This window comes from Mangrovicoccus ximenensis, assembly GCF_003056725.1.
GTDB lineage: Bacteria > Pseudomonadota > Alphaproteobacteria > Rhodobacterales > Rhodobacteraceae > Mangrovicoccus > Mangrovicoccus ximenensis.
This window is the reverse complement of the sequence record NZ_QBKZ01000015.1, coordinates 72848-87040: the sequence shown is the minus strand read 5'-3', so window position 1 is coordinate 87040 and position 14193 is coordinate 72848. Positions and strand designations below refer to the sequence as shown.

The window sequence follows — 14193 nt, the reverse complement described above, 5'->3', positions numbered from 1 at the left end:
GGGTCTCGGCGTCCTCGCCTGGCGGTCCGTGTGCCTCTGCGGCATGGTAATGGTTGTTACCGGTTTGGCGGCCAGATACGGTAACGGTCATTACCTTGTCAACCGAGACCCGGCGGAGCCTGCAATGACCGAGCCCACTTCCCCCGATCCGCGCCGCGCCGCGCTGATGGCCGCCGCCGAGGCGCTGTTCTTCGAGCGGGGCTTCGCGGCGACCAGCATCGACGCGATCATCGAGCGGGCAGGCGGGTCGAAGCGGACGATCTACGCGCTGTTCGGCTCGAAGGAGGGGCTGTTCGAGGCGCTGATCCGCGAGAACACGGAAAAGATGTTCGGCGCACCGTTCTTCGGCGCGCCGTCGCTCGGCCTCGAGGAGACGCTGACCGGCTTCGCCACGCATCTGCTGGAGCTTTTCACCCGGGAGCGGACAATCGGTCTGTACCGCGTGGTTGTCGCCGAGGCGCGGCGGATGCCCGAGCTTGCCGCCAGCTTCCACCGTCTCGGGCCGGAGCGGGGCCGCGACTGGATCGCAGGGGTGCTTGCCGCTGCGGCCGAACGCGGCGAGATCGGGCCAGTGGATCCGCACTCCGCTGCCAGCCAGTTCCTGGGGCTCGTCCGGTCGGATGTCTATTTCGAAATCGTCCTCGGGCTGCGCGGCCCCCTCGGCCGGACGGAAATCGCGCAGATCGCGGACTCGGCGGTGGCGACTTTCCTGAGAGGCATCCAGCCCAGGGGACGGTTGCGGCCCTGACATCGCCAGGGACCATGCCGTGCCAGACACGGCGCGCCCGAGCAGACGCCCAAGACACGAAAAAGCCCGGCGAAGCCTGAAGCTTGGCGGGATTTCGATCATGCGGATGGAAATCTCTCGCTTTGCTCTCCGTTGCCGGGAAGTGAGAGAAACCGCGCCAAGCTGTCCGGCCGGCGGCGGATGTCGTGCGGCAGCCGGAGCGGGCGATCCGGCGCAGGCGGAACGACCCGGTCCTGGCCGTCGACCGGACCCATGTTGACCTGCCCCCGAAGCATCGGACCGCCGCAGCGGCCTTGCCCGGGACGTATCGTCAGGCCGGAACGGGTCTGGCACCGTTGCGGATGTCGCGCAGGCCGCGTCGCGCTCGCGGGCGGCGGGGCAGGGCTTGGCCGCGAGTTGTTCGGACCGGGCCCGCTGCGTTTGCGGCCACGCCTTGCCGCGTGCAGTGGCAGTTTCAAACGCTCAGAAGACGAGCATGCCGCCTTCGCGCAGGGCAATTTGGCAGCATCGGCTGGCGTGAGTTGAAATTATTCAAAATTATCTTTCAGGTCGGGATACGAATTTAATAGTTCATCGCGGCGGCCGTCACGGAGCTCCCCGCAGCGCAGGGGATTCTGGAATGGCGGGTCGATCCTCTGCTCGCCGACCTTCTGGGCCGGAGAGCGCCGCAGGGACAGGGACGGAGCTGCGCGGTCCTGCGCGGCAGAAGGAGCAAGACATGACCCAGCCTGATCTGATGCTGGCCTGCATCGCCGATTACGGCGCGCGCGTGCGCGGCAAGGGCTATCGCACCGCGGACGCCGAGCGCTATGCCCGCAAGGGCATCGGGCTTGCGCCGACCAACTTGATGATCACCGTGTTCGGCGAGATCGCTCAGACCCCCTGGGGGCCGTCCGGCGACCTGCTGATGATGCCGCGCCCCGAGACCGACACCACGGTCACGCATGCCAACGGAGCGCCGGGCGAGCGCTTCGTTCTGTGCGACCTCGCCAATCTCGACGGCACGCCCTGGGCCTGCTGCCCGCGCCAGTGGCTGATCCGCGGCCTCGCCGTGCTGGAAGAGGAGTTCGGGCTGCGGCTGTTCTCCGCCTTCGAGCATGAATTCCACTATTCCGGCGTCCCGGCCGAAGGCGGCAATGCCTATGCGCTGGATGCGTTCCGCCAGCAGGGCAGCTTCCTGTCCGAGGTAATGGCGGCGCTTTCGGCCGCCGGCTGCGACCCCGAGATGGTGATGCCCGAATACGGCGCGGGCCAGTTCGAGGTGACGAACGGCGCCGCGCTCGGCGTGGCCTCGGCGGACCGCGCGGTGATCCTGCGCGAAGTGATCCGCTCGGTTGCCCGCGCCCGCGGCGAGAAGGCCTGTTTTGCGCCGGTCATGGCGCCGGGCAAGGTCGGCAACGGCGTGCATGTGCATTTCAGCCTGCAGGACCTGTCGGGCAGCCCAGTCTCCCATGACCCAGACGGCACCGGCGGCATGAGCGCGCGCTTCGAGCCGTTCGTCGCGGGCATCCAGGCGCACATGCCCGACATGCTGCCGCTGACCGCGGCATCGGCGATTTCCTATGAACGGCTGCAGCCGAACCGCTGGAGCGCGGCCTTCAACAATGTCAGCCCGCAGGATCGCGAGGCCGCGCTGCGCATCTGCCCGCTGTCTAAGGACGATGACGCGGCGAAGGCGTTCAACGTCGAATACCGGGCCTCCGACGCGTCGGCCAACCCCTATCTGCTGCTCGGCGCGCTGGTCTGGGCAGGCATCGACGGCCTGCGCCTCCAGTCCCGCGTCACTGCGCCCGAGCTGCGCGATCCCGCGAACCTGCCGCCCGCGGAGGTCGCGCAGGCGGGACTCGTGCGGCTGCCGCAATCTCTGGAGGAGGCGCTGGAGCGGATGAAGGCCTCGGCCGCGATCCGCGGCTGGATGGGGACGGAGTTCCTCGAGGCCTATCTCTGCCACAAGGAAGGCGAGCTGATGCTGCTGGCCGGGCTGGATCTGGACCAACAGGTTGGAAAATATGTCGACTGCCTCTGAAACCCCGCTGCTGGGCGCCGCGGATCCGTCCCCCGTGCTGTCGTTCCCGCGCACGGGCCGCAGCCCCTTCGTCTTCACCGTCGACCATGCCGGGGCCTTCGTGCCGCAGGCGCTCGGCGGGCTGGGCATCGACCCCGAGGCGCTGAACGACCATATCGGCATCGATATCGGTATCTTCCCGGTGGTGTCCTGGCTTTCGGCGCTCCTGGGCAGCCCGATGGTGGCGCAGCCGATCTCGCGGCTGGTGATCGACTGCAACCGCATCCCCGGGGCCGCGACCTCGATCCCGGAGGTCAGCGACAAGCGCGCGATCCCGGCCAATACCGGTCTGAGCCAGGACTGCAAGGATCGGCGCGCCCGGGAAATTCTCGCGCCCTACCAAGCCGAGATCGCCCGCATGGTCGCGGAGCGCCGGGCCGCGCTCGGCCATGCGCCTGTCCTGATGGCGATGCATTCCTTCACGCGCATGATGCAGGGCGGCGCACGCCGCGCCGTGGATATCGGGGTGATCTACCACGCGCCCGACGGCACCGCGAACCCGTTTGCCGAAGCGCTGATCGCGCAGCTCGAACCTTCGGGCCTGACGGTGTGCCGCAACGAACCCTACATCGTCGACATGGCGAATGACTACACGGTGCCGGAGCAATCGGTCGCGGCGGGCATCCCGCATGTCGAGATCGAGATCTGCCAGGACCTCATTTCCGATTGCCGGGGCCAGCGCCGCCTGGCCGAGCTGTTCTGGCGGTCGCTGCGCGCCGTCGAACCGCAGATCGCAACCCTTGTCCCGCAGGAGCCCCCCGCGAATGTCTGATCCGCTTGCCCAGGGGCGCAACCGTCCCTTCACCGCCGGCAAGACCGCCGTGCTCGTCGTCGACGTGCAGAACGAGACCTTCAACGACAGCCATGCGGCGCAGCGCCCGTGGTTCTATGAACAGGCGCGGGACCGTGCGATCCCGAACACCGCCCGGCTGATCGAGCGCGCCCGCGCCCACGGGATCGAGGTCATGTACACCGTGATCGAGAGCCTGACGCTCGACGGGCGCGACCAGAGCCTCGACTACAAGCTTTCGGGCTTCAACGTGCCCAAGGGCAGCTGGGAGGCGCAGGTCGTCGAGGCGCTCGCGCCCGAGGGCGACGAGATCGTGCTGCCGAAGAGTTCGTCGTCGCTGTTCAACTCCACGGTCTTCGAATATGTGCTGCGCAACATCGGCATCGAGCAGGTGATCGTCACCGGCTTTCTGACCGACCAATGCGTCGACCAGACGCTGCGCGACGGGGCCGACCGCGGCTTCCTGATGGTCTGCGCCACCGATGCCTGCGCCACCGAAAGCGCCGATCGCCATGACTGGGCGCTGCGCCTGAACGCGGGCTATTGCCGCCAGATGACCACCGCCGAGATCCTCGCCCAGATTCCGCCCGCCGCTTGAGACCGCCTGCCGAAAGGACACCGGAGATGGCCCTGACCCCGGAAAGCACCTGCCGGGACCGGATCCTGTCCGCGGATCCCGAGCTGACCAGGACCGACCGCAAGATCGTCGGCGTGCTGCTGTCTGACTATCCCTTCAGCTGCCTGCGCACCCTGAAGGAAATGGCGGCGGCCAGCGCCACCAGCACGGCCACGGTGCTGCGGCTGATCGCCAAGCTCGGCTACGACGGCTACCCGTCGTTCCAGCGCGGCATCCGCAACGAGATCCAGGGCCAGTTCCAGTCGCCGCTCAGCCGCTTCGGCCGTGCGGCGCAGCCGGCCGGAAGCGGGCAGGGCTCGTGCCTCGGCCGCGCCACGGACCTCTGGACCGAGGCGCTGCGCGAAACGGCCGAGGTCGTCTCGCCGGTGGAGTTCGAGCAGGTCGCGCAGAAGCTGTCCGACCCGAAGCGCGCGGTCTTCCTGATCGGCGGACGCTACTCGCGCAGCCTGGCCGACCTGTTCGACTACGGCCTCGCCTCGCTGCGCCCGCGGGTGACCGCCTGCGAGGGCACTGCGCGCAACTTCCTCCGCACGCTCGATGTGCTGAAGGGCCGGGACGTGGTCGTGCTGTTCGATTTCCAGCGCTACCAGCCCGAATTCGCGCGCTTTGCCGGAGAGGTCAGGGCGGCGGGGGCAACGCTGATCGTGATGACCGACACGTCCCGCAGTCCCAGCGCGCAACACGCCGACCACGTCCTCGCCGTGCCGACCGAGAGCCCGTCGCCCTTCATCTCCAGCGTCACGTCGCTGGCCTGTCTCGAGGCGCTGATCTCGCGCGTGGCCGAGGTTCTGGGCGAGGCCGGCAAGGACCGCCTGGCACAGGTCGACGCGCGCCTGTCCGGAGGGGCGGCCTAGCCGGAGCAGCCTCAGCGACCGGAAAAGCCTGGGCGCAGGAAGCGGCGGAGCGCACTGCCGCCACGCGGCACGAACCGAAAACCGCCGCCGATCGCGAAGGCCTGGACTTCCTGCGCACCGAGGGCGGCATGACCGTGCCGGAAATCGGCCCCGAGGCGCGGCCCGTGCTCGTCGCAGAGCTCGCTCCGGGACGCGACGGGTTAATGGCCGGCGAGACCCGTCCGCTCTGCGAAGACATGCGGAAAGCGCTGGCCGAGCAAGCCGCGCGCCCCGGGCTCCGCCGGACCCCCGCCCAGCGCTCGATCACCGGCGCCTCTGCGAGCATCGGGCAGAGCCTGCGCGCCGCCGCGATCAACCCGTCGCATTGCGCATCCGTCTCGTCCGGCGCGTCGAACTCGCGTTCCGCACGATATGCAAGCTGTCGGCGAAAAGCTGCGGCAGCGCCCGCGCCTCCGCCCGGAACAGCGCCGCCTGCCCCTTGATGCCGGCCCCCACCGCCTGGCCCAGCTCCGCGTTCAGGTCGATCAGCCCGCGCCAGCCGGTCGCCAGCACCAGCCGGGGCGCGCCCGCCACATGGCCGAGATCCGAGCGCAGCACGCGCCGCTCGGCCCCCGGCACCAGGTCGGTCTCGATCGCGTTCTCTGCCGCGGTGAAGTAGCGGTCGGTATCGCAGGGCATGGCGATGACGCGGGCGGCGATGNCATGCGCGTCCCAGGCCAGGTGGTCGTCCTCCCACCAGCCGAGCAGCGCCTCTTCGGAGGCAAAGCCGAGCCCGCGCCAGAGCCTGTCGCGCCAGAAGGCCGGGGAATAGGCCCAGCCGGCATAGATCCGGGCAAAGGCGCGCAGCCCGGCCTCGGAGCGCCTGCCGCGCCCGGGGGCGCAGGGCAGGGGCCGGGTCCGCGCGCCGGTCAGTGGTTGTCGCGCGGCAGGTCGTTGCGGACCTTCTGGTAGGCGGTGGCGAGTTCGAGGCAGCCGCCATCGGCAAGCTGGCCGACATGGCGGCGGTAGATCTCCTGCCAGGGGGTCTGGCTGCGGATCTCGGGCGCTTCCCAGGCGTCGATGCGTGCCTGCCATTCCGCCGGGTCGACCAGCGCGTCCATCCGGCTGGCATTGAGGTCGAGCCGCACCGTGTCGCCGGTCCTGAGATGCGCGAGCCCGCCGCCGACCACCGCCTCGGGCGAGGCGTTGAGGATCGAGGGGCTTTCCGAGGTGCCCGACTGCCGTCCGTCGCCGACCGTCGGCAGGTGGTGGATGCCCTGCTTCAGCACGGAATCCGGCGGCTGCATGTTGACCACCTCGGCCGAGCCGGGATAGCCGACGCAGCCGACGCCGCGGATGAACAGGATCGTCCGGTCGTCGATGCCCAGGCCGGGATCGTTGATCCGGTCGTGATAGTCCTCGGGCCCCTCGAACACGACGGCGCGGGCCTCGTAGACGCCTTCGCGCCCGGGCTCCGACAGGAAGCGCTTGCGGAAGTCCTCGGAGATCACCGAGGTCTTCATCAGCGCCGAGTCGAAGAGATTGCCCGAGAGCACCTTGAACCCGGCATGGGCGCGCAGCGGCGCCGCGACGGTGCGGATCACGTCCGCGTCCTGGCTTTCCCAGCCCGAGAGCGCCTCGGCCACGGTCTTGCCCGACGCCGTCATCGCGCCCTCGTGCAGAAGCCCGGCCTTGCGCATCTCGCCCATCACCGCCGGCACGCCGCCCGCGCGGAAGAAGCTTTCGCCCAGATATGTCCCGGCGGGCTGCATGTTCACGAGAAGCGGCACGTCATAGCCGACGGTCTGCCAGTCGGTGACATGCAGATCGACGCCGACATGGCGGGCGATCGCCTGCAGATGCGGCGGCGCGTTGGTGGACCCGCCGATGGCGGAATTGACCTTGATGGCGTTCTCGAAGGCCTCGCGGGTCATGATGTCCGAGGGCTTCAGATCCTCGAGCACCATGCCGACGATCCGCTTGCCGGTCTCGTAGGCCATGTTCATCCGTTCGCGGAACGGCGCCGGGATCGCCGAGCTGCCGGTCAGCGTCATCCCCAGCGCCTCGGCCATCGCGTTCATCGTCGAGGCGGTGCCCATCGTGTTGCAGTGGCCCAGGGACGGCGCCGAGGCGCAGACCCGGCTCATGAATTCGTCATAGTCGATCTCGCCCTCGGCCAGCAGGCGGCGGCTTTCCCAGATGATCGTGCCCGAGCCCGCGCGCTTGCCCTTCCACCAGCCGTCGAGCATCGGCCCGCCATTGAGCGCGATCGCCGGGATGTCGACGGTGGCGGCGCCCATCAGCATCGCGGGCGTGGTCTTGTCGCAGCCGGTGGTCAGCACGACGCCGTCGATCGGATAGCCGTGCAGCACCTCGACGAGGCCCAGATAGGACAGGTTGCGGTCGAGCGCCGCGGTCGGCCGCTTGCCGGTTTCCTGGATCGGGTGGACCGGGAATTCCATCGGGATGCCGCCCGCGTCGCGGACGCCGGCCTTGATCCGGTCCATCAGGAAGATGTGGATCTTGTTGCAGGGCGCGAGGTCGCTGCCGGTCTGGGCGATGCCGATGACCGGGCGGTCGCCCTGCAGCTCGTCCCGGGTGTAGCCCTGGTTCTGGTATCGCTCGACATAGAGCGCCGTCATGCCGGGATTGTTGGGGTTGTCGAACCATTCCTGCGAGCGGAATCGCTTGTTGGCGCGGGTGTCGCCCATGTCGCTGTCTCCTCCGGACCGGCGGGGCCGGCGCATTTTCCGCGCTCCGGCAACTCTCCGCCTTTGACAGTCATGCGAAATGGTATACCAAAAAGCAAGGGACAAATTTGGCCTTTGGGAGGAGCGTCGTGTCCGAGACCCAATCCGCTGCCGGCGGGCAGCCCGGCCGTGCCTTCTGGCGCGGCTACCGCGACTGCGCGCCCTTCATCCTGATCGTCGTGCCGTTCTCGATGCTGTTCGGCGTGGTCGCGCGCGATGCCGGGCTGGACGTGGTGCAGACCATGACGATGGCCGTGCTGGTCATTGCCGGCGCCTCGCAGTTCACCGCGGTCGCGCTTCTGCAGGACCAGGCGCCGGTCTTCGTCGCGCTTGCCGCCGCGCTTGTGGTGAACCTGCGCATGGCGATGTATTCCGCCGCGCTGGTGCCGCATCTGGGCCATGCGCCCTTGGGGATGCGCGCGCTGATGGCCTATCTGATGGTCGACCAGGCCTTCGCCGTGGCGGTGCGGACCTATGAGGACGAGCCGGCCATGGCCCGGTCCGAGAAGGTCGCCTATTACATGGGCTGCATGATGCTGATCTGCCCGATGTGGTACCTGTTCACCCTGGTCGGCGCGCTGGCGGGCAACCTGGTCCCGCCGGTGCTGGAGCTCGATTTCGCCGCCCCCGTCTGCTTCATCGCGCTCTCCGCGCCCTTGCTGCGCAGTGCCGCGCATGTGGTGGCGGCGGGCGTGTCGGTCGCCGCGGCGATCCTGTTCCACGGCCTGCCCTGGAATCTCGGCCTCTTCGCCGCCGCGCTGGCCGCGATGGTCGCCGGGGCGCAGACCGAGCTCTGGCTGAAGCGCCGGAGGGCCGCGGCATGATCGATACCGGCGATTTCTGGCTGCTGACCATCCTCCTGGGGATCGGCACCTTCCTGATCCGCTTTTCCTTCCTCGGCTTCCTCGGCGGCCGCGAGCTGCCGGACTGGCTGCTGCTGCACCTGCGCTATGTCGGCATCTCGGTTTTCCCGGCGCTGGTGACGCCGATGCTGCTCTGGCCCGCCGCGACCGGCGGCCAGACCGACTGGATCCGCGTCGCGGCCGGGGCTATCGCCTTCGCTGCCGGGATGAAGATCAGCGTGATCGGCGCCATCCTGGCCGGGATGGGCGCCTTCTACGGCCTGCGCCTGCTCGAAACACTGCTCTAGGAGACCCGGAATGCTCGAGACACCGCCGCTTCTGACCATCCGCCGCCCCGTGCGGCGCCCCACGCAAGCCCAGATCGACGCCTTCCGCGACGTGCCCGCCAGCTTCGTCGCCGATGCGATGGGCGGTTCCGGAACGCTCGACACGGCGATCTCGCCGCCCGGGCTCGGCCGCGACATTCCCGCCCATGCGGTCGGTCCGGCGCTGACCGCCGACAACTGGGCGGGCGACCTGCTGGCCACGTCGGCGGCGGCGGCGCAGGCGGAGTGGGCGGCGCTGACCGGGACCGAGCGCGGCCGGGTGCTGCGCCGGGCGGCGGAGATCATCCGCGGGAGGAACCGCGAGCTGTCGGTGCTGGAGAGCTTCGACACCGGCAAGCCGCTGCAGGAGACGCTGGTCGCGGATGCCACCTCGGGCGCGGATGCGCTGGAATATTTCGGCGGGCTGGCGGGCAGCCTGACCGGCGAGCATATCCCGCTATCGGGAGGCGATTTCGTCTATACCGTGCGCGAGCCGCTGGGCGTCTGCCTCGGCATAGGTGCCTGGAACTACCCGACTCAGATCGCCTGCTGGAAGGCCGCGCCGGCGCTGGCCTGCGGCAATGCGATGATCTTCAAGCCTTCGGAGACCACGCCGCTCTGCGCGCTGAAGATCGCCGAGATCCTGATCGAAGCCGGCGCGCCGGCAGGCCTGTTCAACGTGGTGCAGGGTTTCGGCGAGACCGGCGCGATGCTGAGCGGGCATCCCGGCATCGCCAAGGTGTCGCTGACCGGGTCGGTGCCGACGGGCCGCAAGGTCGCCGCGCAGGCGGCCGGGGCGATGAAGCATGTCACGATGGAGCTGGGCGGCAAGTCGCCGCTGATCATCTTCGACGATGCCGACCTGGAAAGCGCGATCTCGGCGGCGATCAACGGCAATTTCTATTCCTCCGGCCAGATCTGCTCGAACGGCACGCGGGTCTTCGTGCATCGCGCGATCAAGGAGGCCTTCCTCGCGCGGCTCGCCGAACGGCTGGGCAATGCGGTGATCGGCGACCCGATGGACGAGGCGACGAATTTCGGGCCGATGACCTCGGCCGCGCAGCTGGACATCGCCCTCAGCTATGTCGCGAAGGGTGTCGCGGAGGGCGCGCGGCTGGTCATGGGCGGCGACCGGATCGACCGCCCCGGTTTCTGGATGACCCCGGCGATCTTCGCCGATGTCACCGACAGCATGGCGATCGCCCGGGAGGAGATCTTCGGCCCGGTGATGTCGGTGCTTGATTTCGAGGACGAGGCGGATGTGATCGCGCGCGCCAACGACACCGAGTTCGGCCTGGCGGGCGGGGTGTTCACCCGCGATCTGGCCCGCGCGCACCGCGTGATCGGGCAGATCCGGGCGGGCTCCTGCTACATCAACACCTACAACCTGACGCCGGTCGAGGCGCCCTTCGGCGGGGTGAAGGCCTCGGGCGTCGGGCGCGAGAACTCGAAGGAAGCGATCAACCATTATTCCGAGGTGAAGTCTGTCTATGTCTGCCTCGGCGAGACGGAGGCGGCATTCTGATGGAAGCGGATTACGTCATTGTCGGCGCGGGCAGCGCCGGTTGCGCCATGGCCTACCGGCTGGCCGAAGCCGGGAAATCCGTGCTGGTGATCGAGCATGGCGGCACCGATGCAGGCCCGTTCATCCAGATGCCGGCCGCGCTGAGCTATCCGATGAACATGGGGCTCTATGACTGGGGCTATGCCTCGGAACCGGAACCTCATCTCGGCGGGCGGTCGCTGGTCACGCCGCGCGGCAAGGTGATCGGCGGGTCCTCCTCGATCAACGGCATGGTCTATGTGCGCGGCCATGCCAAGGATTACGACCATTGGGCCGAGAGCGGCGCCGACGGCTGGTCCTATGCGGATGTCCTGCCGTATTTCAAGCGGATGGAAAGCTGGCACGACAGCGGGCAGGGCGGCGATCCGGACTGGCGCGGCAAGGATGGCCCGCTGCACGTGACCCGCGGTCCGCGGGACAACCCGCTGCATGCGGCCTTCGTCGAAGCGGGCCGCCAGGCGGGCTATCCGGTGACCGCCGACTACAACGGCGCGCAGCAGGAAGGCTTCGGCCCGATGGAGCAGACGGTCTGGAAGGGCCAGCGCTGGTCGGCGGCGAATGCCTATCTGAAGCCGGCGCTGAAGCGCGACAATTGCGGCCTGACCCGCGGCCTCGCCCGCCGGATCGTCATCGAGGAGGGCCGCGCGACCGGCGTCGAGATCGAGCGCCCGAACGGGCAGATCGAGGTGATCCGCGCCCGCGCCGAGGTGATCGTGGCCGCCAGCTCGCTCAATTCGCCGAAGCTCCTGATGCTCTCGGGGATCGGCCCGGCGGCGCATCTGGCGGAGCACGGCATCGATGTCGTGGCCGACCGGCCGGGCGTCGGACAGAACCTGCAGGACCACCTGGAGGTCTACATGCAGATGGCGGCCTCGCAGCCGGTGACGCTCTACAAATATTGGAACCTGCTGGGAAAAGCGGCGATCGGGGCGCAGTGGCTCTTCACCCGCAAGGGGCTGGGCGCCTCGAACCAGTTCGAGAGCGCGGCCTTCATCCGCTCTCGGGCGGGCGTCGAATATCCCGACATCCAGTATCATTTCCTGCCCATCGCGGTGCGCTATGACGGCCAGGCGGCGGCGGAGGGGCACGGCTTCCAGGTCCATGTCGGGCCGATGCGCTCGCCGTCGCGCGGCTCGGTCACGCTGCGCTCCGCCGAGGCACGGGCGAAGCCGGTGATCCGCTTCAACTACATGAGCACCGAGCAGGACTGGGCGGATTTCCGGGCCTGCATCCGGCTGACGCGCGAGATTTTCTCGCAGGCGGCGATCAAGCCCTTCATCCGCCACGAGATCCAGCCCGGCGCAAGCTTGCAGGGCGATGACGAGATCGACGGGTTCATCCGCGAGCATGCCGAGAGCGCCTATCATCCCTGCGGCACCTGCCGGATGGGCCGGGCCGACGATCCGATGGCGGTGGTCGATCCGCAGGTGCGGGTGATCGGCGTCGAGGGGCTGCGGCTGGCGGACAGCTCGATCTTCCCGCGGGTGACCAACGGCAACCTGAACGGCCCCTCGATCATGACCGGCGAGAAGGCGGCGGACCACATCCTCGGCCGCACGCCGCTGGCGCCTGCGAATGACGCGCCCTGGATCCATCCCGACTGGCAGGCCGCGCAGCGCTGACCAGGGCGGGGAGGGGGCATGCCCCCTCCCCGGACCCCTCCCCGTCCCCAGCCGTTCCGGGGGCTTGACCTTGCATCGGGCCGCGCGCATGGCTCCGGCATCCGACCGGAGTGCCGCCATGCCCAGAGTTCCCTACGAAGCCGCCGCCTACGGAGCCGGGTCGCTCGAGGGCTGCTATTGGGCCACGACCTGCGATGCGCCGGACTGTCCGCCGCTGGAAGGCGATGCGACGGCCGAGGTTGCCGTGATCGGCGCGGGATTCACCGGGCTTTCGGCGGCGCTGCATCTGGCGCGGGCGGGCATGGAGGTGGCGGTTTTCGACCGGCACGGCCCGGGCTGGGGCGCGTCGGGGCGCAATGGCGGCTTCGCCTGCATCGGCGGCCGGCATGGTACGGGCCGGGCAGGACCGAGACACCGCTGAACCTGGCGCTGATGAAGCTGATCGACGCCCAGTTCATGGAAACGCCGTTCTACGGCAGCCGCCAGATGGCAAGGCACCTGCGCAAACAGGGCTATTGCGTCGGGCGCAAGCGTGTCCGGCGGCTGATGGCAAAGATGGGGCTGCGGGCGGTCTACCAGAAGCCGAAGACGACGGTGCCTCATCCCGAGCACCGCAAGTTCCCGTATTTGCTGCGGAACATGGTCATCGACCGCCCGGACCAGGTCTGGTGTGCAGACATTACCGTTCGGCATCTCTCTCGGACGGATCGCGTTCGATGCCTCACTCCCCATGCGGCGCGGGTTCCTGTATCTTGGGGCTATCATGGAACGCGTCATTGTCCGCCATCGGTCCGAGGACGATGGCGCGTGCGACGCGCCGGGTGCTGTCCTGGCGGCTGTCGAGCCACCGCGGAGGGCACCAGCGGCACCATGTCGATGCGGTGCGCCGCGATCAGCGGGAAGCAGATCTGCGGGTCGGGCGCGGCGGCCAGAACGACGGTGCCGCCGGCCTCGAAGACGCCGAGCGCTCCGGGCGAGCTCATCNGCGTGACGCCGCAGATCGGCACGCTTGCGCGCACCGAATAGGCATAGTCGTCATGGGTGCGCGGGATCAGTTTCGGCGTGCCGGTGCTGCCGCCGGACAGCTGGAAGAACGCCACCTCGCCGGCCGGCGTCGGACGGAAGGCGGCGGCCGGCCCGCCGCAGGCCGCGTTCCGCGCGGGCGTCGCGGAGCTCGCGCCAGGCCTCGATCCGGGCGAGAAGCCCGGCGCTCTCCTCGCCGAGATAGCGCTTGGTCGAGGCCCCGCCGAGGCGGTAGGCGTCGTACCAGTAGGCGCGCGTGCCGCGCACGACCCGCTGCGGCGTGCCGATGATCTCGCCGATCGCATCATCGCGCAGGAGGCGCAGCAAATCGGCATAAGCGGCGGTGGCCCGGTTGCTGAGGGGACGGGAGTCGGGGGACATGGATATGTGCTCAACGGCAGATTCTGGCGTTGAGCATGGCATCGGGAGGCCGCGTGTTCAACACGAAATGCTGGCGTTGACCATTCCCTTTCAGGCAGAACTCCCGGCGCAGAGCCATTTTCAATCCGGACGAAGCATCAGCAGGTCTGCACCCGAAACTCCCCTCCATCCGGGAGAGCAACCGCGAAACCTCCTGCATCGCGTCATTCGCCGGGGCCTCGATCCGCTATATCCGCGCCTCCGGGCAGGAGTGCGGCGCGCGGCCGGAATTCCCGATCGAGTACTACCGTTCCAGCGCCGGCATCATCGCGGCGGCGAATGCGGTAGTTGCCCTGGCCGGGGAGCGGATGAAGGCCGGGCAGGACATCGCCCAAGGCGCGGCCGCGCACAAGGAGCTGGAGCGCCTCTCCCGGCTCGACCCGGACAGGAGCTGGCCCCGCGCCGCCGTCATCGCCCGCTGCATCCTCTGCCAAGGCGGCTGAACACCGCCAGGAAGTTGCGGCGGAGATGCTGTTCATGGCTGCCATTAACCGCCGCCTCTTTCCCTCCGATACATGTCCGGTAATCTGCCATTATCAGTCATATATGAAGGCCAAGGATTCCGGCATCATG

At 68.8% G+C, this 14193-nt stretch carries 15 protein-coding genes and 1 pseudogene; 12 read left to right on the top strand and 4 right to left on the bottom strand.

The features are described 5' to 3' along the window. The first annotated feature begins 124 nt into the window (after nucleotides 1-124). From C7T91_RS16400 to C7T91_RS16380, 5 genes are all read left to right on the top strand, one after another. Nucleotides 125-748: a TetR/AcrR family transcriptional regulator gene (locus C7T91_RS16400; protein WP_161555938.1), complete on the top strand. Its 624-nt coding sequence runs from the start codon at nucleotides 125-127 to the stop codon at nucleotides 746-748. A gap of 718 nt (nucleotides 749-1466) precedes the next feature. Then, nucleotides 1467-2774: a type I glutamate--ammonia ligase gene (locus C7T91_RS16395; protein WP_161555937.1), complete on the top strand. Its 1308-nt coding sequence runs from the start codon at nucleotides 1467-1469 to the stop codon at nucleotides 2772-2774. Continuing rightward, entirely contained in the window at nucleotides 2758-3585 is an 828-nt protein-coding gene (locus C7T91_RS16390) for an N-formylglutamate amidohydrolase (RefSeq protein ID WP_108260181.1), read from the top strand. The genes C7T91_RS16395 and C7T91_RS16390 overlap by 17 nt, the downstream gene beginning before the upstream one ends. Next, the gene (locus C7T91_RS16385) at nucleotides 3578-4201 is read left to right on the top strand and encodes an isochorismatase family cysteine hydrolase (RefSeq protein WP_108260180.1); all 624 of its coding nucleotides are present in this window, start codon (nucleotides 3578-3580) and stop codon (nucleotides 4199-4201) included. Before C7T91_RS16390 ends, C7T91_RS16385 begins: the two co-directional genes overlap by 8 nt. A 26-nt stretch (nucleotides 4202-4227) precedes the next feature. Next, nucleotides 4228-5094, top strand: a complete 867-nt coding sequence (locus C7T91_RS16380) for a MurR/RpiR family transcriptional regulator (protein WP_108260179.1) — start codon at nucleotides 4228-4230, stop codon at nucleotides 5092-5094. 351 nt (nucleotides 5095-5445) lie between these two features. On the opposite strand, the gene C7T91_RS16375 is transcribed toward C7T91_RS16380, so the two are convergent. After that, on the bottom strand, nucleotides 5446-5772 hold the full coding sequence (locus tag C7T91_RS16375; protein WP_108260178.1) for a hypothetical protein: 327 nt from the start codon (nucleotides 5770-5772) through the stop codon (nucleotides 5446-5448). 230 nt (nucleotides 5773-6002) lie between these two features. Continuing rightward, nucleotides 6003-7784 carry an IlvD/Edd family dehydratase gene (locus C7T91_RS16370; protein WP_108260177.1) on the bottom strand — a complete coding sequence of 594 codons (1782 nt, stop codon included), beginning with the start codon at nucleotides 7782-7784 and terminating at the stop codon, nucleotides 6003-6005. 128 nt (nucleotides 7785-7912) lie between these two features. On the opposite strand from C7T91_RS16370, the gene C7T91_RS16365 reads away from it, so the two are divergent. The 6 genes and pseudogenes from C7T91_RS16365 to C7T91_RS16340 all read left to right on the top strand — a co-directional run. Further along, the gene (locus C7T91_RS16365) at nucleotides 7913-8647 is read left to right on the top strand and encodes an AzlC family ABC transporter permease (RefSeq protein ID WP_236638292.1); all 735 of its coding nucleotides are present in this window, start codon (nucleotides 7913-7915) and stop codon (nucleotides 8645-8647) included. Then, nucleotides 8644-8973 carry an AzlD domain-containing protein gene (locus C7T91_RS16360; RefSeq protein ID WP_108260176.1) on the top strand — a complete coding sequence of 110 codons (330 nt, stop codon included), beginning with the start codon at nucleotides 8644-8646 and terminating at the stop codon, nucleotides 8971-8973. The genes C7T91_RS16365 and C7T91_RS16360 overlap by 4 nt, the downstream gene beginning before the upstream one ends. A gap of 118 nt (nucleotides 8974-9091) precedes the next feature. Further along, nucleotides 9092-10516 (top strand): betaine-aldehyde dehydrogenase, encoded by a 1425-nt coding sequence (betB, locus tag C7T91_RS16355; protein WP_108260780.1) that lies wholly within the window; start codon nucleotides 9092-9094, stop codon nucleotides 10514-10516. Next, complete coding sequence (gene betA / locus C7T91_RS16350) at nucleotides 10516-12177, top strand: choline dehydrogenase (RefSeq protein ID WP_108260175.1); 1662 nt, start codon at nucleotides 10516-10518, stop codon at nucleotides 12175-12177. The genes betB and betA overlap by 1 nt, the downstream gene beginning before the upstream one ends. Then, on the top strand, nucleotides 12131-12598 hold the full coding sequence (locus tag C7T91_RS38530) for an NAD(P)/FAD-dependent oxidoreductase (RefSeq protein WP_330848852.1): 468 nt from the start codon (nucleotides 12131-12133) through the stop codon (nucleotides 12596-12598). Before betA ends, C7T91_RS38530 begins: the two co-directional genes overlap by 47 nt. Then, nucleotides 12541-13022, top strand: a pseudogene (locus C7T91_RS16340) (IS3 family transposase); the annotation flags it as partial. The gene C7T91_RS38530 and the pseudogene C7T91_RS16340, both read left to right, overlap by 58 nt. Here the strand turns inward: C7T91_RS16340 and C7T91_RS33615 are convergent. Together C7T91_RS33615 and C7T91_RS33610 are read right to left on the bottom strand one after the other, a co-directional pair. Then, entirely contained in the window at nucleotides 12951-13277 is a 327-nt protein-coding gene (locus tag C7T91_RS33615; RefSeq protein WP_330848851.1) for an AMP-binding protein, read from the bottom strand. The pseudogene C7T91_RS16340 and the gene C7T91_RS33615 overlap by 72 nt on opposite strands. Further along, the gene (locus tag C7T91_RS33610) at nucleotides 13213-13581 is read right to left on the bottom strand and encodes a nucleotidyltransferase family protein (RefSeq protein WP_201742171.1); all 369 of its coding nucleotides are present in this window, start codon (nucleotides 13579-13581) and stop codon (nucleotides 13213-13215) included. Before C7T91_RS33610 ends, C7T91_RS33615 begins: the two co-directional genes overlap by 65 nt. 347 nt (nucleotides 13582-13928) lie before the next feature. Between C7T91_RS33610 and C7T91_RS37930 the strand changes: the two genes are divergently transcribed. Continuing rightward, a complete protein-coding gene (locus C7T91_RS37930; RefSeq protein WP_269101795.1) occupies nucleotides 13929-14063 on the top strand; it encodes a hypothetical protein in 135 nt (44 codons plus the stop codon). Nucleotides 14064-14193: the final 130 nt, after the last annotated feature.